The following is a 17,600-nucleotide window of genomic DNA, read 5'->3' as shown; positions in this document are numbered from 1 at the left end:
TCCGCCCGTCGAGGGCTCAGAGGTCGGACTGGACCCCGGCGAGCAGCTGCCGGGCCATCACGATCCGCTGCACCTGGTTGGTGCCCTCGTAGATCTGGGTGATCTTCGCGTCTCGCATCATCCGCTCGAGCGGGTAGTCGCGGGTGTAGCCGTAGCCGCCGAGCACCTGCACGGCGTTCGTGGTGACCTCCATGGCCACGTCGGAGGCGAAGCACTTCGCGGCCGCGCCGAAGAAGGTGAGGTCGGCGTCGCCGCGCTCGGAGCGGCCGGCGGCGGCGTACGTCATCTGGCGCGCGGCCTCCACCTTCATGCCCATGTCGGCGAGCATGAACTGCAGGCCCTGGAAGTCCGCGATCGGCTGCCCGAACTGCCGGCGCTCGCGGGCGTAGGCCAGCGCGTGGTCCAGGGCGCCCTGGGCGACGCCGACGGCCTGGGCGGCGATCGTGACGCGGGTGTGGTCGAGGGTCCGCATCGCGGTCGCGAAGCCGGTGCCCTCGGCGCCGATGATCCGGTCGCCGGGGATGCGGACCTTGTCGAGGTAGACCTCGCGGGTCGGCGAGCCCTTGATGCCGAGCTTCTTCTCGGGGGCGCCGAAGGAGACGCCGGGGTCGGACCTCTCCACCACGAACGCCGAGATGCCCTTCGAGCGCTTCTCGGGGTCGGTCACGGCGAGGACGGTGTAGTACTCCGACTCGCCCGCGTTGGTGATCCAGCGCTTGACCCCGTCGAGGACCCAGTCCTCGCCGTCGCGGACCGCGCGGGTGCGCATCGAGACCGCGTCCGAGCCGGCTTCGGGCTCGGAGAGGCAGTAGGAGAAGCCGCCCTCGCCGCGCGCGAGCGCGCCGAGGTAGTGCTTCTTGAGCTCCTCGGAGCCGGCGATCTGCACCGGCAGCGAGCCGAGCTTGTTTACCGCCGGGATGAGCGAGGCGGACACGTCGGCGCGGGCGACCTCCTCGATGACGATCACCGTCGCGAGCGCGTCGGCGCCGGCGCCGCCGTACTCCTCCGGGACGTGCGGGGCGTGGAAGTCGGCCGCCAGCAGGGCGTCGGCCGCCTCGCGGGGGAAGCGGGCGTTCTCGTCGACGTCCGCGGCGTACGGCGCCACCTTGGCGTCGCAGATCGCGCGGACGGCCTCGCGGACCGCCCGGTGCTCCTCGGAGAGGTCGTAGAGGGGGAAGTCGGTGCTCATCGGCTGGTTCGTTCTCCGGGTGGATCGGTGGGGCTGGTCAGTAGGTGTAGAAGCCGCGGCCGCTCTTGCGGCCCAGGAGGCCGGCGTCGACCATCCGCTGGAGGAGCGGCGGAGCGGCGTACAGCGGCTCCTTGAACTCCTCGTAGAGCGACTCCGCGACGGCCTTGGTGGTGTCGAGGCCGATCAGGTCGGCGAGCGCGAGCGGGCCCTGGGGGTGGGCGGCGCCGAGCACCAGGCCCTGGTCGATGTCCTCGGCGGAGGCGAAGCCGGACTCGTACATCCGGATCGCGGAGAGGATGAACGGCACCAGCAGCGCGTTGACGACGAAGCCGGCGCGGTCCTGGCAGTCGATGGCCTGCTTGCCCAGGCGGTCCTGGACGAAGGTGCGGCTGCGCTCGGTGGTCTCCGGCGCGGTGAGCAGGCTCGGGACGAGCTCGACCAGCCTCAGCACCGGGACCGGGTTGAAGAAGTGGATGCCGAGCACGTGCTCGGGGCGCCGGGTCACGACGCCGAGCTTCATGATCGGGATCGAGGACGTGTTGCTCGCCAGCACCGCGTCGGGGGCGGTGACGACCCGGTCGAGGGTGCGGAACAGGTCGACCTTGGCGGTCTCGTCCTCGACGATCGCCTCGACGACGAGGTCGCGGTCGGCCAGCGCGTCGAGCTCGGTGGCCGGTCGGACGCGGGCGAGCACGTCGTCAGCGGACCCCTCGGCGGCGGAGAGCTTGCCCTTGCTCTCGGCTCGGCGCAGCGACGCCTCGAGCCGCGACATCCCGCGGTCGACGGCCGCCCGGTCGGCGTCCACCACCACGACGTCCAGCCCGGCGCGTGCGCTGACCTCGGCGATGCCGGCTCCCATCAGGCCGAACCCGACCACTCCCACGCGATCCACGTCGTTGCTCCTCCCCGGCCGGCCCCACCGTGGGACCGGATACCGTCCACACGGTACTGCGTACCGTCTAGGCTGCGGCCGGCAGGTGCCGGTGCGGGTCGCCCGGTCCGGGAGAGGGAGGTGGCGCATGACGGAGCCGAGTGCGCGCGAGCGCATCGTCGACGCGGCGTTCGACCTCTTCGCCGAGCGCGGGTACGACGCGACGACCGTGGAGGACATCGCCGCGCGGGCGGGGGTCGGGCGGACGACGTTCTTCCGGCAGTTCCGCTCCAAGGAGCACGTGGTCTTCCCCGACCACGAGCAGCTGCTGACCGCGATCGAGGCGCGGCTGTCCACGGCGACGCCGCGCACGGCGGTCGTCGGCGTCTCCGAGGGGGCCGGGCTGGTGCTCCAGCACTACCTCGACGAGGGGGAGCGCGCCCGGCGGCGCTACCGGCTCACCCGGAGCGTGCCGGCGCTGCAGGAGCGCGAGCGGTCGGGCATCCGCCAGTACGAGCGGATCTTCACCCGCCACATCCACGCCTGGCTCGGCGGCTCGCCCACGAGCCTGCTGCGGGCCGAGCTGATCGCGAACGCGGTCGTCACCGCGCACAACCACGTGCTGCGCGCCTGGCTGCGCGAGCAGCTGTCCTCCACCAGCGAGGCGCGCCGGGCGTTCCGGGCCGCGATGGCCGAGGTCGAGTCGCACGTCGACCTCCCCGGCCGGGAGGGCGCCCCCGCCGAGGGCCGGCCCGCGGTGCTCGTGCTCCGCGACGCCGCCGAGCTCGACCGCCTGCTCCCGCAGATCCGCGACCTGCTCGGCTGAGGAGGCCGGGAAGCGTCAGGAAAGGCCGAGAACCTTCAACATCCCAAGTGAACCTGGGATGTTGAAGGTTCTCTGCCGTTGCAACAGCCGTGGAGCGTCGACATCCCAAGTGAACCTGGGATGTCGCACCGCCCGGTCCCCCGAAATTCGGCGGAGGAGGACGTGACTCGGGGTCAGCGCCAGCCGAGGGCGGGCGCGACGTGGGTGAGCAGCGCCTCGAGGACGTGGGCGTTGTAGTCCACGCCGAGCTGGTTGGGGACGGTGAGCAGGAGGGTGTCGGCGGCGGCGACGGCCTCGTCCTCGGCGAGCTCGCGGACGAGCTGGTCGGGCTCGGCGGCGTACGTCTTGCCGAACCGGGCGCGGATGCCCTCGAGCACGCCGACCTGGTCCTGGCTGCCGGACTCGCGGCCGAAGTAGGCGCGGTCGGTGTCGTCGACCAGCGGGAAGATGCTGCGGCTGACCGAGACGCGCGGCTCGCGCGGGTGCCCGGCGGCGGCCCAGGCGGCGCGGAAGCGCTCGATCTGCTCGGCCTGGAGCCGGTGGAACGGCACGCCGGTGTCCTCGGAGAGGAGCGTGGAGCTCATCAGGTTCATCCCCTGCTGGGCGGTCCACTCCGCGGTGGCACGGGTGCCGGCACCCCACCAGATGCGGTCGCGCAGGCCGGGGGAGTGCGGCTCGATGCGGAGCAGTCCCGGCGGGTTGGGGAACATCGGGCGCGGGCTCGGCTCCGCGAAGCCCTCGCCGTCGAGCACCTGCAGCAGCACCTCGGTGTGCCGGCGGGCCATGTCGCCGTGGTCCATGCCCTCGGGCGGCTCGTAGCCGAAGTAGCGGAACCCGTCGACGACCTGCTCCGGTGAGCCGCGGCTGACGCCGAGCTGGAGCCTGCCGCCGGAGATCAGGTCCGCGGCGCCGGCGTCCTCGGCCATGTAGAGCGGGTTCTCGTAGCGCATGTCGATCACGCCGGTGCCGATCTCGATCCGGCTGGTGCGCGCGCCGACCGCGGCCAGCAGCGGGAACGGCGAGGCGAGCTGGCGGGCGAAGTGGTGCACCCGGAAGTACGCCCCGTCGACGCCGAGCTCCTCGGCGGCGACCGCGAGGTCGATCGACTGCAGCAGCGCGTCCGAGGCCGACCGCGTCTGCGACTGCGGCGACGGCGTCCAGTGGCCGAACGACAGGAACCCGATGTTCTTCATGACTGGTTGAACATTCACGAGCCCTCGGGTGTTCCGCCCTCGCGTCGCTCGTGCAGCCGCTGCTGCGCCGCGGGGAGGAACTCCAGGCAGGGCGCGTCCGACCCCGGGTGCTTCTCGCTGAGGTGGAACGTCCACCGGTCCATCGCGGCCATGAAGCCGTTGTCCGCCCCGGGCCGGTACGCCGACCACGCGCGGCCGTCGCGCACCGTGCACTCGGTGCACGCGATCTTGTAGACCAGCTGGTCGGCGGCGTCGACGTCGACGGTCACCTTCGCGAGCGGGCCGGCCTGGGCCGCCGCACGTCTGCCTCGAGCGGCTCGGCTCGCCGTCATGTCCTGCCCCTGCCTCGTGCGCCTGCGTCGGTCGCGACGAGGGTACGCCGGGCGCCGGTGGCTCGGCCCGTGGAGGCGGGCGGGGCGTCCCCGGCTGGGGGGAAGTCGGAGACGCCCCGTTCGCGTCACCACCCGCCGGCCGCTGCTCCGGCGTTGGTGGACGGGACCAACGTAGGACGCCGGGGGGCCCCGACACGCCAGGACGGCTGGTACTAGGACCAAAGGACACCCCAGGGCCGCACCACCCGGACCCGCGGGCGGGACCGCGCGCGTACCGTGACGCCAGCCACACCGGACCGCACGCTCGGAGAGACCATGCCCCGCACGCCCGCCACGACCGCCGCCACGTCGATCGCAGCCCTGGGCTCGCTGCTCGGCTCGCTGCTCGGCGCCTCGCTCGTCACCGCCGGCGGCGCGCAGGCCGCGCCCGCCAGGGCCGCGCTGGAGTACGTCGCGCTCGGCGACTCCTACAGCTCGGCGGCCGGGGTCCAGCCGGTCGACCCGACGGCGCCGGTGGCGTGCCAGCGCTCGACCCGCAACTACCCCCACGTGATCGCGCGGCGGACCGGTGCGCAGCTCACCGACGTGACCTGCGGCGGCGCGGACACCACCGACTACCGCGAGGCGCAGCACCCCGGGGTGGCGCCGCAGCTCGACGCGCTCTCCGCCGGCACCGACCTGGTGACGATGACCATCGGCGGCAACGACAGCGGGGTCTTCGGCACGGCGATCGCGCAGTGCAGCCTCGCCGGCTTCCGCAGCGGCGGCGTCGGCAGCCCGTGCCGCGACGAGCACGGGTCGACCTACGAGGACACGGTCCGCACCTCGACGTACCCGGCCCTGGTCCGGGCGCTCACCGACGTCCGCGAGCGCGCGCCCCGGGCGCGGGTCGCCGCGCTGGGCTACCCCTGGATCCTCCCGGCCACCGGCGGCTGCTTCGCCAGCATGCCGGTCGCCGAGGGCGACGTGGCATACCTCCGCAGCCTGCAGCACACCCTCAACGACGCCGTCCGGCGCGCGGCCGAGGCGACGGGCGCGACGTACGTCGACATGGAGCAGGTCTCCGAGGGCCACGACGCCTGCCAGCCGGCCGGCACCCGCTGGATCGAGCCGGTCTTCGGCGGCACCAACCCCGTCGTGGTGCACCCCAACGCCTACGGCGAGGCACGGATGGCGGCCCGGACGATCGACGTGCTCGGCCTGGCGACGGTCCCCGACCAGCCGGCGGGCCGCGGCGCGAAGGTGCTCAAGCGCTACGACGCCCTCGCCGCCCACCAGCACCTGCGGGCGGGCGTCGACCACCGGCTCCGCACGCGGGTCTGGGCCATCGTGCGGTACGCCGGCCTCGGGCTCGACTCCGACGCCCGCACCCGGCTCGGGACCTTCCGCGACCAGGTGACCCGGGAGCGCCGGGCGGACCGGCTGACCCGGCCGCAGGCCGAGGCGCTCAAGCGCTTCAGCCGCCGGGCGGCGGAGCTGCTCGACCTCTGACCCCCGGCCGACCCCGGTCCTCCCGCGAGCGGAGCCGTCCGCGCCGGCGGCTACGGTGAGGGCGACGACCCGGGCGACGGAGGTGGGGATGGGGACGGACGCGGAGGACGCGGGCGCGACCCTGCGGTTGTGCGGCGTGGTCGGCGCCCTGCTGCTCTTCGTCGCCGCGACCGGCTGGGCGGTCAGCCTGGGCGTGCGGGCGTCGCGTGAGCCCGTCCGGGACGGAGCGGTCCGTGCCGACTGAGCTGGGCACCGACGAGGTGCTGGCCATGCTGCAGGAGGTCGCCGCGCAGGTGATCACCCCGCGGTTCCAGCGCCTCTCCGAGGACGACATCAGCTCCAAGTCGCACCCCGGCGACCTGGTGACCGTGGCCGACCGCGAGGCGGAGGTGCTCATCACCGAGCGGCTGCTCGCGGCGTACCCGCGGGCGCTGGTGCTGGGCGAGGAGGCCGCCTCCGCCGATCCCGGCGTGCTGGACCGGTTCCGCGACGCCGACCACGCCTTCACCGTCGACCCGGTCGACGGCACCCGCAACTTCGTGAAGGGCTCGCCCGACCACGCCGTGATGGCCGCCGAGCTGCGCGGTGGCGAGGTCGTGCGCAGCTGGATCTGGCAGCCCCAGCACCGGGCGGCGTACGTCGCCGAGCGCGGCGCCGGCGCCTGGCGCAACGACGTGCGGGTGCACCGTCCGCCGGTCGGCGACGGACTGCTCGGCATCACCTCCCGGCGCGGCTGGATCGGTCGCGCGCTGGGCACGCTGCGCACCCTGGAGCTCTCGTGGCGCTGCTGCGGGGTGGACTACCCGGCGATCGTCGACGGCCGGGCCGACTACGCGCTCTACAAGAAGACCAAGCCGTGGGACCACGCGCCGGGCTCCCTGCTCGTGGCCGAGGCCGGCGGGCACGTCGGCACGTTCCGCGGGGAGCCGTACCGCCCGCAGGGGCCCGCCCCCACGGGGCTGGTGGTCGCCGCCGACCGCGCGACGTACGACGTGGTGCGCGGCCTGGTGCCGACCCTTCCCGGGAGGTAGGTGCCGGGCGCACCCTGGAGGCAACCCGGGGGACCGATCCTGCGTCCTCCTGGTGACCAGCCCCCCGCCTGGAAGGAACCTCCCGTGCTCACCAAGCCCACCGCTGCGGTCGTACCCACCGCGCTCGCCGCCCTCCTCCTCGCCACCGCCGGCCCGGCCGCCGCGGCGACCAGCACCTTCACCGACAAGGCCGACGACATCGGTCCCGGGGTCGACCTCCGCTCGGTGAAGGTCGTCAACGGCGAGCAGAATCTCCGGATCACCACCACCCACCGCGACCTGCGCCGCAGCCCGGCCACGGCGGCAGGTGGCACGGTGTTCATCGACACCGACCCCGACGACAAGGGCCCGGAGTACGCCCTCATCGGCGGCTACTTCGACGGCACCGACTACACGCTGCTCGAGGTCGAGGGGTGGCGCACCTCCTCCGACGACGTGGAGCGGGTGAGCTGCTCCTACCGCAGCCGGCTGGACTACCGCGCGGACACGGTGCGCTCGCGGTTCGCCCAGGACTGCTTCGACGACGACGGCGACACCGGCCCGGTGCGGGTCGAGGTCCGGGTCAGCGGCGCGAAGAAGGGCGGCGGCACCGCCGTCGACTGGCTCGGCACGCCGCGGACCTTCAGCGCGGCGGTCCAGCAGGGCTGAGCGGCGCCGCTCAGGCGGCGGGGGTCCCCGCCGCCTGAGCCGTGTCCGCCGGCTCCACCGCGTCCGCCGGCCCGGCCGGCGCGGTGCCCTGGCGCACCAGCAGCGCGACCAGCACGGCCACCGCGGAGATCACCCCGCCGTAGAGGAGCGCCGCGTGCACCCCCGCGGCGGTGGCGTCGACGACGGACGCGCCGCCCTCGACCTCGCTCACCGAGCGGCGGGTCATCACGGTCACGAACAGCGCGGTGCCGGCGGCTCCCGCCACCTGCTGGAGCGTCGAGACGGTCGCGCTGCCGTGGGAGTACAGGTGCTGGGGCAGCGAGCCGAGCGCGGAGGTCAGCAGCGGGGTGAACATCAGCGCCAGGCCGATGCTCATCACGACGTGCACCACGATGACCGTGCCCGCGCCGGTGCCGGTGTCGAACATCGACATGCCCCAGAGGCCCACCGACGTGACGGTGGCGCCCGGAGCGACGAGGGGCCGCGGGCCTACCCGGTCGAACGCGCGGCCGACGAACGGCGCCAGCAGGCCCATCACGAGGCCGCCCGGCAGCAGCACGAGGCCCGTCTCGAGGGTGCTCAGGCCGAGCACCGACTGCAGGTAGATCGGGAGCAGGATCAGGCTGCCGAAGAGCGCCATCATGCTGACCGCCACCAGCAGCACGGCGATGGTGAAGGTGCGGCTGGCGAACGTGCGCAGGTCCAGCAGCGCGCGCTCGCGCAGGGAGAGCTGGCGCGCGACGAACACGGCGAGCGCGAGCCCGCCGACCACGAGCGGCACCCAGACGGGCACGGCGGTCTCGCCGGTCGCGGACTCGCCGATGCTGCTGAGGCCGTAGATCAGGCCGCCGAAGGCGAGGGCGGAGAGGACCACGGACAGCACGTCCAGCGGGACGGCGAGGGGCTCGGTGACGTTGCGGACCCACGCCGCGCCCAGGGCGAGGGAGAGCACGGCGATCGGCAGGACCAGCCAGAACATCCAGCGCCAGTCGAGCTGGTCGAGCACGACGCCGGAGATGGTGGGCCCGATGGCCGGGGCGACCGAGATGACGATCGAGATCGTGCCCATCATCCGACCGCGGCGCTCGGCCGGGACGATCGTGAGGATGGTGGTGATCAGCAGCGGCATCATCAGCGCGGTGCCGACGGCCTGCACGACGCGGGCCGCGACGAGGACCTCGAACGTCGGTGCGAGCGCGGCCAGCAGCGTGCCGACGCCGAAGGAGCCCATGGCGGCGATGAACACCCGGCGCAGCGGGAAGCGGACCAGCAGGAAGCCGGTCACCGGGATGACCACCGCCATCGTGAGCAGGAACGCGGTCGTGAGCCACTGCGCGGTCGTCGCCGGCACGTCGAACTCGCGCATGAGCTCGGGCAGCGCCACGCTCATGATCGTCTCGTTGAGGATGACCACGAAGGCCGAGCCGACGAGGAGGGCGATCAGCCGCCCGGCGCGGTCGACGGTGGGTGGCGGGGTCGTGCTCGGCGCGGGCGCCGCGGTGCTGGTCACGGGGAGTGCTCCTGGGTGGTGTCGGGGCCGCCGGGCCGGGACGTCATGCCGGTGGCAGTGACTGCCAACGCGGCGGGGACCGTCAGCATTCCCTACCCTGGGCCCTGTGACCACGCTTCAGGAGCGACGCCGCCGGACGACCGAGCGCGAGATCAGCGACGCCGCGCTCCGGCTGTTCGAGCAGCACGGCGTGGACGGCACCACCGTCGACGACATCGCCCGCGAGGCGGGGGTCTCGGCCCGCACGGTGTTCCGGTACGCCGCGACGAAGGAGCGCGCCGCCCTCGTCCCGCACCGCGACCTCGAGGACCGGGCGGAGGAGCGGCTGGACTCCCTGGACCCCGCCCGGCCCCTCCTGCCGCAGCTCGAGGCGATGTGGCGCGACCTGCTCGCGGCCTTCGACGACGGCCGCAGCGACGCCGGCGCGCAGGTGCTGCGGCTGCGCCGGCTGATGTGCGCCGAGCCGTCGCTCCAGCTCGCCGCGATCGGGCTGGACGAGGAGCGCGCGGCCGTGCTGGCCGACCGGCTGGCCGGCCTCCTCGACGGCGACGCGCTGACCGCCCGGGTGCTGGTGGAGACCGCCGCCGCGGTCCTGCGCACCGCGCTGGACCGGTGGGCCCAGGACCACGAGGCGGGGCGGCCCACCGACCTGGTCGCGACGTACGACGAGGCCTGCCGGCGGCTGCGCGCGGTCGTCGCCTGAGTCGCCGCCGTCAGCCGCGCAGGCGGGTGAGCAGCGCCTCGAGGTCGCCCGGCGCGACGCCCAGCCCGTCGAGCACGTAGCCCCGCAGGTCGCCGTACGACGCGGCGACGGCGTCCCACGCGGTCCGGAGGTAGGCCTCGTCGGCGACCATGACCGCCTCGTAGACCTCGACCTTCTCGGGACCGAGGTGCTCGGCGATGATCGCGAGGTACTTGTCCCGGGTGGCGGTCGAGAAGGTGTTGGTGAGCAGGTAGTCCTCGAGCACGACCTCCTCGGGCACGCCGAGCAGGCCGAGGACGACCGCGGCGGCCCAGCCGGTGCGGTCCTTCCCGGCAGTGCAGTGGAAGAGCTGGGCGCCGTCGGTCGTCGCCAGCCGGGTCAGCAGCTCGCCGAAGGACGCGCGGGCGTCGGGGTGCTCCACGAACGCGCGGTAGACCGCCAGCATCGCGGCGAGCGACTGCTCCCGCGTCGCCAGCGCGGCCACCTCGTCCATCGGGATCCCGCCCACGGCGAGGTGGTGCCAGGTCGCCCCCGGGACGGGCACGTCGGGGTGCGCCTCGACCTCGTGGGCGGCCCGGAGGTCGTAGACCGCGGTGATGCCGAGGCCGCGCATGGAGTCGGCGTCGGCGTCGGTCAGCTGCAGCTCGTTGGAGCGGAACAGCACGCCGCGGCGCACCCGCCCACCGTCGGAGGTCGGGTGGCCGGGACCGGCGACGTCGCGGAAGTTGTCCGCCGACGCGAGTCGGACCAGCTCCTCGCCGACCTGGGGCTCGCTGGGGAGTTCGCTCACCCGCGCAGGATAGGGGCGGTCGGCGAACGGCGGACGGACAGCGCGCGACGCTCAGACGAGCGGCACGAACCGGTAGCGGCCGTGGCGCTCGACCCCCGGCTCCCGGTCGGGCCGGCGCTCCACCAGCAGCATCTCGCCCGCGACGGGCGCCACCATCCGGCCACCGGGGACGAGCTGGTCGACCAGCGCCCGGGGCAGGTGCCGGGCCTCGGCGGAGACCAGGACCCGGTCGTACGGCGCGCGCCCCGGGTCGCCGAGCACCTCGGGGTCGGCCGGGGAGATCGAGGCCCAGGGACGCCGCGTCCGCGCCAGGTTCGCCGAGCCGAAGGCGACCAGGTCGGGCACCATCTCGCGGCCGACGACGCTGCCGCCCGGCCCCGTGAGGTGCGCGAGCAGCGCGGTGGTCCACCCCGAGCCGGTGCCGACGTCGAGGACGTGGTGGCCGGGGTGGACGTCGAGGAGCCGGAGCATCGCCTCGACGGTGCGGGGCTGGGAGCAGGTCTGCCCGTGACCGAGCGGCAGCGGCCCGTCGTACGACGCCCGCTCGCGCACGGCCTGCGGCAGGAAGTCCGACCGGGGCGTCGCGGCGAACGCCTCGGCCACCGGGTCGGGTGTGGGTGGCACACCCGCCCGGTGACCCGTCAGGCGCTGCCGAAGTCCACGAGGAGCACCGGCTGCTTGGACGGGACGACCGACCCGCCGGCCGGCTCCACGGTGATCCCGAAGCCGTTGGCGGTGGCCGGGTCGCCCTCGAGCGGCACGGTGTTGTCGGGGCCCTCGGGCATCAGCCCGGCCGAGACCATGACGTCGTCGTGCTGCAGCCAGGCCTGGTAGACCTTGCCGTCCGGGGCCGGCCCCATGTCGTGGGTGACGATGACCGCCTCGTTGAGCGAGGCCGACCGGTAGAGCACCGCCTCGGCGCCGTCGGGGAACTCGTGCTCGAAGGTCTGCACGTCGGGCGCGGCCTTGATCCGGTCGACGGCCGACGGCAGCGGGGCCTGGCTGGTGTCGTCCTCCCACGGCTGCTCGACGAGCACGCCGGTGCCGGCGCCGATCGCGACGACCGCGGCAGCAGCGGCCACCAGGCCGGTGAGGCGGCGGCGCCGGGGCCGGGCCGGGTCGGCCGGGACCGAGCCCGTGCTGGGTGCGGGGGCATGGGCCGGCACCAGCGGGGGCAACGGTCGGACGGTGGAGACCTGGGCGAGCACGCGGGCCCGCAGGTCGGCGGACGGCTCGAGCATGGTGGTCTCGGCGAGCAGCGCGGAGGCCTCGCGGAGGCTGTCCACCTCCTCGCGGCAGGTGTCGCACCCGGCGAGGTGCCGCTCGAACTGGGCGCGCTCGATGTCGTCCAGGGCGTCGACGGCGTAGGCGCCGGACAGAGCATGGATGTCGTCGCTCATGTCAGCTCCCCACTCCCATCGTGTCTCGTAGTCTGATCAGGCCGTCCCGGATGCGGGTCTTGGCCGTGCCCACCGGCAGCTCGAGCATGCTGGCCACCTCGGTGTGGGTGTACCCCCCGAAGTACGCCAGCTCAAGTGCCTCGCGCTGGACCGGGGTGAGGCTGCCGAGCGCGGTGCGCACCCGACGGGCCTCGAGGGAGGCGTGTGCGGCCTCCGCGGTGGCGTCGTGCGCCACCGGCTGGTTCTGGTGGTGGTAGTTCTGGTCGCGCCGGGTGGCGGCCTCGGCCGAGCGGACCCGGTCGACCGCCTTGCGGTGGACGATCGTCAGCAGCCAGGCGAGCGGGCTGCCCCGGTCGGCGTCGAACCTGCTGGCCGTCCGCCAGATCTCGAGGAACGCCTCCTGGGCGACCTCCTCGGCCTGCGCCGGGTCCCGCACCACGCGGACGGCGAGGCCGACCACGCGGGAGGAGGTGGCGTCGTACAGCTGCGCGAAGGCGTGCTGGTCCCCGCGACCCGCCGCCCGCAGCAGGTCGGCGAGGTCGGGCGCAGCGGGCGCCCCCTCGGAGGAGGGGTCGCCCGCTGCCACGGGCCTCAGGTGTTCCACCCGTCGATCCTGTCAGTCGTCCTGAAGCCGGTCCGGTCAGGCCTTGGGCATGAGGACCTGGTCGATGACGTACACGGTCGCGTTGGCGGTCGGGATGTTGCCGCAGAGCACGTTCGCGCCCTCGACGGTCATGCCCGAGGTGTCGCCCTCGACGGTGACCATGTCCTTGTTCAGCGTCTCCTGCTTGCCGACCACGGCGTCGGGGTCGAGCTGACCGGCGACGACGTGGTGGGACAGGATCGCGCCGAGGGTCTTCTGGTCCTTGAGGACCGCCTGGAGCTTCTTCTCCGGGATCGCGCCGAAGGCGTCGTTGGTGGGCGCGAAGACGGTGAGCGCCTCGGCGGAGTTCAGCGTGTCGGCGAGGCCGTCGACCGCGCCGACGGCGGTGACCAGGGTCTCGAGGAGCGGGTTGTTCGAGGCGGCGGTCGCGACCGGGTCCTGGACCATGCCGTCGAAGGAGCCGGGGCCGTCGGTCGGGACGGCGGAGCAGGCGTCACCGAAGGTCTGCGCGGCGGCGCCCTCGGCGGCCGCGGTGGTCTCCTCCTCGGCGGGGGCGCTGCTCTCGCTCTCGGTGCTGCTCGACGACGAGGTCGAGTCCGAGGCGCTGTCGCTGCTGTCGTCCTCGCTGCTGCATGCGGCCAGGCCGAGGGAGAGCGAGATCGCGGCGGCCGCGACACCGGTACGGCGCAGGGTCTGGAGCTTCATGGTGGAGCCTTCCTGGAGGGTGCTGGTCCGGAGTGGACTGTCGGGGGTTGTTCGGTCCCGTCGCCGGACCGGATTGGTCCTCGGTCGAAGTGATCGGCGGCACACGGCCCGCCCGGCGCCCTGCTCCACAGGTCCAGTCCGCGCGGCCGGTCCGCTCCGAACCAGTGCCGTGACCAGACCGCTCGCCGCCCTCAGATCCGCCTTCGTCCCCGCCCTGTCCGGTGTGCTCGCCACGCTCGCGGGCGTGGGGGCCGGCCACCTGGTGGCCGCCCTCCTGGACCCGGCGGACTCGCCGGTGCTGGCGGTCGGGTCGCAGGTCATCGACCTGACGCCCACCCCGGTCAAGGAGTGGGCGGTCGCGGAGTTCGGGACCGCCGACAAGCCGATCCTCATCGGCTCGGTCCTGGTCGGCGTGGTGCTCCTCGCCGCCGCCGCCGGGCTGCTGGCCCGGCGGCGGTTCGCGTACGGCGCGGCCGCGCTGGTCGTGCTGGTGGCCATCCCCGCCGTCGTCGCCGCGACCCGGCCGACGGCCGGGGCCGCCGCGGTCGTGCCGAGCCTGGTCGCCGGCCTCGTCGGCGTCGCCGCGCTGTGGTGGCTGGTGCGGGCGGCCCGGCCGGCCGCCGCCGGCTCGGTGCCGGAGGGCGAGCACGCCCGGCGCACCGGCGACGCCGGGCACGGGCCGTCGCGCCGCGGGCTGCTGGTCGCGGTGGGCGTGGTCGCCGGCGCCGCGGCCGTCATGGGCGGCGCGGGACGCTGGATCGCGTCGTACCGCTCCCGGGCCGTCGACATCGACCTCCCCGCAGCCGCGGACCCGCTGCGGGCGCTGCCGAAGGGGCTCGAGACGCGCTTCGACGGCATCACGCCGCTGCAGGTGCCGAACGCGGACTTCTACCGCGTGGACACCCGCCTCGACGTGCCGATCGTCGACGTCGACGACTGGACGCTCACCATCGACGGCGACGTCGACCAGGAGGTCACCTTCACCTTCGACGACCTGCTCGCGATGGACCTGGTCGAGCGTGACATCACCCTGACCTGCGTCTCGACGAGCGTCGGCGGCAAGTTCGTCGGCGGCGCCCGCTGGCTCGGCGTGCCGCTCACCGACCTGCTCGACCGGGCCGGCGTCGGGTCGAGGGCGGACCAGATCTTCTCCACCGACGTCGACGGGATGACCATCTCCACGCCGCTCGCCGTGGCGACCGACGGCCGCGACTCGATGCTGGCGATCGGGATGAACGGCGAGCCGCTGCCGCGCGAGCACGGCTTCCCCGCGCGGATGGTCGTGCCGGGCCTGTACGGCTTCATCAGCGCCACCAAGTGGGTCACCCGGATGACGCTCACGACGTACGACGACCAGCAGGCGTACTGGACCGAGCGGGACTGGGCGACCGACGCCCCGATCAAGCCCTCCAGCCGGATCGACACGCCCAAGGCGCTCGCCCAGCTCGACCCCGGTGAGAACGTCATCGGCGGCGTCGCGTGGGCGCAGTACGACGGCGGCGTCGGCACCGTGCAGGTGCGCGTCGACGGCGGCGCCTGGCAGGACGCCGAGCTGGGCCCCGACCTCGGCACCGACTACTGGCGCCAGTGGTTCCACCGCTGGGACGCCGAGCCCGGCCAGCACCGGATCGCGACCCGGGTCGTCGACGGGCGTGGCGAGCCGCAGACCGCGGTCCGCGCCGAGCCGTTCCCGGCCGGCTCCAGCGGCATCCAGGAGCTCATCGTCACCGTCGGCTGACCCCTGGCTGACCCAAGGCCGCCTCGTGATGCCCAGCGCGCGCCGGGGCGCGCGCCGGGCATCACGAGGCGGGCCACGGGTCGGGCAGGATGCGTCCATGCCCGACGCCCAGCAGCCAGCCCAGCCCGACGAGCTGGTCCACTACGCGGTCGCCGACCAGGTCGCGACCATCACCCTCGACTCCCCGCACAACCGCAACGCGCTGTCCGCGCGGCTGGTGGCCGAGCTCGGCGACCGCCTCGAGCGCGCCGAGGCCGACCCGGCGGCGAAGGTGGTGCTGCTGCGCGCGGAGGGCTCGGTGTTCTGCTCCGGCGCCGACCTCTCCGAGGCCTCGGCGGCCGGCTCCGAGGACGCCCCGCGCGGGATCGTGCGCCTGCAGCGGCTCGTCGTGGGCTCGACGAAGCCGGTGGTGCTGCGGCTGCAGGGCGCGGTGCGCGCCGGCGGGATCGGGCTGGTGGCCGCCGCCGACGTCGTCGTCGCCGTCGAGGACGCCACCTTCGCGCTCACCGAGGTCAAGCTCGGGCTGGCCCCCGCCGTCATCTCGCTCACGGTGCTGCCGCGGCTGACGTCGCGCGCCGCGGCGTACACCTTCCTGACGGGGGAGACCTTCACCGGCACCGAGGCCGAGCGGATGGGCCTGGTGACCCGGGCGGTGCCGGCCGACGCCCTCGACGCGGAGGTGGAGCGGGTCTGCGCCTCGCTCGCGACCGGTGCGGTGCAGGGCCTGCGGGAGAGCAAGGCGCTGCTGGCCGAGGACCTGCTCGAGCGGATCGACCGGCTCGGCGACGACGTGGCGGCGCGGAGCGCGCGGCTCTTCGGGTCCGAGGAGGCCCGCGAGGCGATGACGGCGTTCCTGTCGCGCAAGAAGTAGCCGGGAGACGACGAAACCCGTCCGGCGGTCCCCCAAAGGCGCCGGACGGGTCTCGACGGGCGAGGACGCTCGGCGCCCCCCGGCGCCGCACGCGAGCCATCCCCCCGGTGGCCCGTGTCGTTCCTCGCTGCCAGGCAGGTCGCCCTGCCGATGACCAGAACGCTACGGGCGGACGGTCAACACGACGTCCACGGCCGAGTCAGGGTTCGGTAACAGTTCGTCGCATCAGGAGCCGGCCGCCAGCGCGGTGAGCGCCGCCGCCAGCGCCGGTGAGACGCCGAGCCGGTCCGCGTCCACCGACACCGCGTCGCACGCGCCGCGGTCCAGGCCGATCTCGTACGTCGCGCCGTCGCGGCCCGCGACGACGACGGCGTGCGCCGGGGCCGCCGGGTCGGGCGTGCAGGCCCCGGGCGTGGGGTCGAAGGCGCCGAGGGCGAGCACCCGGACGCGCTCGGCGTCCGTGGCGCGCAGCGCGGTGCTCCGCGGGGCGGCGCCGGGGCCGTCCGCGGGGTCGTAGGTGCACAGCACGGCCGCCGCGGCCGCCGTGGCCGTCAGCCCGGTGGCCGGCCCGTCGGTCACCGGTCCGGCCGCCTCCGGGGCCGCAGCCGGGCAGGACGGGGTCGCGGTCGACCCGCTGGCGCCGGCCGGCGACTCCTGGGCCGCCAGGGCCGTCATCAGCTCGCGGTAGACCTGGCCGCCGGGGACGACCCGGGCGGACGGGGCCGGCCGGGTGTACGCCGCACAGGCCGACGTCTCGCCGTACACCTCGGCCACGGTGCCGTCCTCGAAGCCGACCTGCACCGCCAGCTTCGTGGCCGACGGGGTCGGCCGGCAGGGCTCGTCGGACCCGGCCGCGCGCTGCCAGCCGCGGACGAGCGTCGCGGCGCCGTCGGTGAGCACGGCGTCCGGCACGAGCGCCGAGCCGATCGGTCGCGGGTAGGAGCCGCCCACGACGCAGAACCGCGCCCAGGCCGCCTCGCCGAGCAGGAAGTCGGGGTGGTCGAGCTCCCCGTCGGCGCGCGTGCGGCACCCGGTCGACACCTCGACCACCGACCCCGTGGGCGCCTCGCCTACGGCCGCGACCGGCCGGGAGCCCTCCACCCAGCGCGGGGCGAGCGGGACCGCCACCGCCACCGTCGCGGCCACCGCGATCGCGCCGACGACGCGGGCCCGCCGGCCGCGCCGGGCCCTCCGGGTGGCCTCGGCGAGCAGGCCGGCCAGGTCGGGGGTGCGGGGCACGTCGCGACGCGGGCGGGCGGCGAGCGCCCGGTCGACCGCGTCGGCGGGGTCCTCGACCTCCCGTGCGCCGCGCGGGGCGGGCCGGTGGCGGGGGAGCGCGGCGACCAGCCCGTCGCGCACCAGGGGTGCTGCCGCGTCGGCCGAGCCGTCGGTGAGGTGGGCACGCCGCCCGGCCCGCCGCAGCGCGTCGGCCACCAGCCGCTCGGCGCGGTCCGGGTCGTCCGGCTCGCCGACCAGCAGCCACGCCGCCCGCCACAGCGCGCGGCCGCGCTGGTCGACGTACGCCGCCAGGGCGCCGCTCGGCGGGGGTGTCGGCATGGGCCGCAGGATCCCACAGCGGCCCGCCCGGCGCGGGCCCCGTGTGACGTTCTGGTGAACCCGTCGGCGACCGTCCGCGGCCCCGGTTACGCTTGTCCACTTGCCGCTCCGGGTGCGACGACCGGTGGCGGAGCCCGCGTG

The 17,600-nt window shown here is 74.8% G+C and carries 19 protein-coding genes; 8 read left to right on the top strand and 11 right to left on the bottom strand.

Annotation, left to right across the window (positions count from 1 at the left end; genetic code table 11):
* Positions 1 to 16: 16 nt before the first annotated feature.
* Positions 17 to 1,189 carry an acyl-CoA dehydrogenase family protein gene (locus tag OSR43_RS20390; RefSeq protein ID WP_302268647.1) on the bottom strand — a complete coding sequence of 391 codons (1,173 nt, stop codon included), beginning with the start codon at positions 1,187 to 1,189 and terminating at the stop codon, positions 17 to 19.
* Between the two features lie 37 nt (positions 1,190 to 1,226).
* On the bottom strand, positions 1,227 to 2,081 hold the full coding sequence (locus OSR43_RS20385) for a 3-hydroxybutyryl-CoA dehydrogenase (RefSeq protein ID WP_302268646.1): 855 nt from the start codon (positions 2,079 to 2,081) through the stop codon (positions 1,227 to 1,229).
* A 127-nt stretch (positions 2,082 to 2,208) separates the two neighbouring features.
* Here OSR43_RS20385 and OSR43_RS20380 point away from each other — a divergent pair, with 127 nt between their 5' ends.
* Positions 2,209 to 2,886, top strand: coding sequence for a TetR/AcrR family transcriptional regulator (locus OSR43_RS20380; protein ID WP_302268645.1), 678 nt, complete (start codon positions 2,209 to 2,211; stop codon positions 2,884 to 2,886).
* Positions 2,887 to 3,059: 173 nt separating this feature from the next.
* Here OSR43_RS20380 and OSR43_RS20375 read toward each other — a convergent pair whose 3' ends face one another.
* The gene (locus OSR43_RS20375) at positions 3,060 to 4,079 is read right to left on the bottom strand and encodes an LLM class flavin-dependent oxidoreductase (RefSeq protein ID WP_302268644.1); all 1,020 of its coding nucleotides are present in this window, start codon (positions 4,077 to 4,079) and stop codon (positions 3,060 to 3,062) included.
* 14 nt (positions 4,080 to 4,093) lie between these two features.
* Positions 4,094 to 4,411 (bottom strand): hypothetical protein, encoded by a 318-nt coding sequence (locus OSR43_RS20370; protein ID WP_302268642.1) that lies wholly within the window; start codon positions 4,409 to 4,411, stop codon positions 4,094 to 4,096.
* A 315-nt stretch (positions 4,412 to 4,726) separates the two neighbouring features.
* Between OSR43_RS20370 and OSR43_RS20365 the strand changes: the two genes are divergently transcribed.
* The 4 genes from OSR43_RS20365 to OSR43_RS20350 all read left to right on the top strand — a co-directional run bounded on the left by OSR43_RS20365 (position 4,727) and on the right by OSR43_RS20350 (position 7,581).
* On the top strand, positions 4,727 to 5,902 hold the full coding sequence (locus OSR43_RS20365; protein ID WP_302268641.1) for an SGNH/GDSL hydrolase family protein: 1,176 nt from the start codon (positions 4,727 to 4,729) through the stop codon (positions 5,900 to 5,902).
* An 88-nt stretch (positions 5,903 to 5,990) separates the two neighbouring features.
* Entirely contained in the window at positions 5,991 to 6,146 is a 156-nt protein-coding gene (locus OSR43_RS20360) for a hypothetical protein (protein ID WP_302268640.1), read from the top strand.
* Positions 6,136 to 6,933, top strand: a complete 798-nt coding sequence (locus OSR43_RS20355; RefSeq protein ID WP_302268639.1) for an inositol monophosphatase — start codon at positions 6,136 to 6,138, stop codon at positions 6,931 to 6,933. Before OSR43_RS20360 ends, OSR43_RS20355 begins: the two co-directional genes overlap by 11 nt.
* An 84-nt stretch (positions 6,934 to 7,017) precedes the next feature.
* A complete protein-coding gene (locus OSR43_RS20350; protein WP_302268638.1) occupies positions 7,018 to 7,581 on the top strand; it encodes a hypothetical protein in 564 nt (187 codons plus the stop codon).
* Between the two features lie 10 nt (positions 7,582 to 7,591).
* Here the strand turns inward: OSR43_RS20350 and OSR43_RS20345 are convergent, their stop codons facing one another.
* Positions 7,592 to 9,091 (bottom strand): MDR family MFS transporter, encoded by a 1,500-nt coding sequence (locus tag OSR43_RS20345; protein ID WP_302268637.1) that lies wholly within the window; start codon positions 9,089 to 9,091, stop codon positions 7,592 to 7,594.
* Between the two features lie 106 nt (positions 9,092 to 9,197).
* Here OSR43_RS20345 and OSR43_RS20340 point away from each other — a divergent pair, with 106 nt between their 5' ends.
* Positions 9,198 to 9,794, top strand: a complete 597-nt coding sequence (locus OSR43_RS20340) for a TetR/AcrR family transcriptional regulator (protein ID WP_302268636.1) — start codon at positions 9,198 to 9,200, stop codon at positions 9,792 to 9,794.
* Between the two features lie 10 nt (positions 9,795 to 9,804).
* Here the strand turns inward: OSR43_RS20340 and OSR43_RS20335 are convergent, their stop codons facing one another.
* Genes OSR43_RS20335 through OSR43_RS20315 form a run of 5 tightly spaced genes read right to left on the bottom strand, consistent with a single transcriptional unit; the run spans position 9,805 to position 13,293 of the window.
* Complete coding sequence (locus OSR43_RS20335; RefSeq protein WP_302268634.1) at positions 9,805 to 10,584, bottom strand: tyrosine-protein phosphatase; 780 nt, start codon at positions 10,582 to 10,584, stop codon at positions 9,805 to 9,807.
* A 51-nt stretch (positions 10,585 to 10,635) separates the two neighbouring features.
* Positions 10,636 to 11,208, bottom strand: coding sequence for a protein-L-isoaspartate O-methyltransferase (locus OSR43_RS20330; protein ID WP_302268633.1), 573 nt, complete (start codon positions 11,206 to 11,208; stop codon positions 10,636 to 10,638).
* Between the two features lie 17 nt (positions 11,209 to 11,225).
* Positions 11,226 to 11,984 carry an anti-sigma factor gene (locus OSR43_RS20325; RefSeq protein ID WP_302268632.1) on the bottom strand — a complete coding sequence of 253 codons (759 nt, stop codon included), beginning with the start codon at positions 11,982 to 11,984 and terminating at the stop codon, positions 11,226 to 11,228.
* A 1-nt stretch (position 11,985) separates the two neighbouring features.
* The gene (sigK, locus tag OSR43_RS20320) at positions 11,986 to 12,588 is read right to left on the bottom strand and encodes an ECF RNA polymerase sigma factor SigK (protein WP_302268631.1); all 603 of its coding nucleotides are present in this window, start codon (positions 12,586 to 12,588) and stop codon (positions 11,986 to 11,988) included.
* Between the two features lie 36 nt (positions 12,589 to 12,624).
* Positions 12,625 to 13,293 carry a fasciclin domain-containing protein gene (locus OSR43_RS20315; RefSeq protein ID WP_302268630.1) on the bottom strand — a complete coding sequence of 223 codons (669 nt, stop codon included), beginning with the start codon at positions 13,291 to 13,293 and terminating at the stop codon, positions 12,625 to 12,627.
* Positions 13,294 to 13,462: 169 nt separating this feature from the next.
* Between OSR43_RS20315 and OSR43_RS20310 the strand changes: the two genes are divergently transcribed.
* Together OSR43_RS20310 and OSR43_RS20305 are read left to right on the top strand one after the other, a co-directional pair.
* Complete coding sequence (locus OSR43_RS20310; protein ID WP_302268629.1) at positions 13,463 to 15,031, top strand: molybdopterin-dependent oxidoreductase; 1,569 nt, start codon at positions 13,463 to 13,465, stop codon at positions 15,029 to 15,031.
* Between the two features lie 97 nt (positions 15,032 to 15,128).
* Entirely contained in the window at positions 15,129 to 15,902 is a 774-nt protein-coding gene (locus OSR43_RS20305; protein WP_302268628.1) for an enoyl-CoA hydratase family protein, read from the top strand.
* Positions 15,903 to 16,127: 225 nt separating this feature from the next.
* On the opposite strand, the gene OSR43_RS20300 is transcribed toward OSR43_RS20305, so the two are convergent.
* Positions 16,128 to 17,459 carry a hypothetical protein gene (locus tag OSR43_RS20300; protein ID WP_302268626.1) on the bottom strand — a complete coding sequence of 444 codons (1,332 nt, stop codon included), beginning with the start codon at positions 17,457 to 17,459 and terminating at the stop codon, positions 16,128 to 16,130.
* Positions 17,460 to 17,600 lie beyond the last annotated feature (141 nt).

The sequence above is a fragment of the Nocardioides sp. Arc9.136 genome, from assembly GCF_030506255.1.
In the GTDB taxonomy this organism is placed as follows: Bacteria; Actinomycetota; Actinomycetes; order Propionibacteriales; family Nocardioidaceae; genus Nocardioides.
This window is presented reverse-complemented; position numbering and strand designations above follow the sequence as displayed.

What these genes read in the sequence shown, in the direction of transcription:
- OSR43_RS20390 (WP_302268647.1), bottom strand. Translation starts at nt 1,189, where the DNA reads ATGAGCACCGACTTCCCCCTCTACGACCTCTCCGAGGAGCACCGGGCG.
- OSR43_RS20380 (WP_302268645.1), top strand. Translation starts at nt 2,209, where the DNA reads ATGACGGAGCCGAGTGCGCGCGAGCGCATCGTCGACGCGGCGTTCGAC.
- OSR43_RS20375 (WP_302268644.1), bottom strand. Translation starts at nt 4,079, where the DNA reads ATGAAGAACATCGGGTTCCTGTCGTTCGGCCACTGGACGCCGTCGCCG.
- OSR43_RS20370 (WP_302268642.1), bottom strand. Translation starts at nt 4,411, where the DNA reads ATGACGGCGAGCCGAGCCGCTCGAGGCAGACGTGCGGCGGCCCAGGCC.
- OSR43_RS20365 (WP_302268641.1), top strand. Translation starts at nt 4,727, where the DNA reads ATGCCCCGCACGCCCGCCACGACCGCCGCCACGTCGATCGCAGCCCTG.
- OSR43_RS20360 (WP_302268640.1), top strand. Translation starts at nt 5,991, where the DNA reads ATGGGGACGGACGCGGAGGACGCGGGCGCGACCCTGCGGTTGTGCGGC.
- OSR43_RS20325 (WP_302268632.1), bottom strand. Translation starts at nt 11,984, where the DNA reads ATGAGCGACGACATCCATGCTCTGTCCGGCGCCTACGCCGTCGACGCC.
- OSR43_RS20315 (WP_302268630.1), bottom strand. Translation starts at nt 13,293, where the DNA reads ATGAAGCTCCAGACCCTGCGCCGTACCGGTGTCGCGGCCGCCGCGATC.
- OSR43_RS20305 (WP_302268628.1), top strand. Translation starts at nt 15,129, where the DNA reads ATGCCCGACGCCCAGCAGCCAGCCCAGCCCGACGAGCTGGTCCACTAC.
- OSR43_RS20300 (WP_302268626.1), bottom strand. Translation starts at nt 17,459, where the DNA reads ATGCCGACACCCCCGCCGAGCGGCGCCCTGGCGGCGTACGTCGACCAG.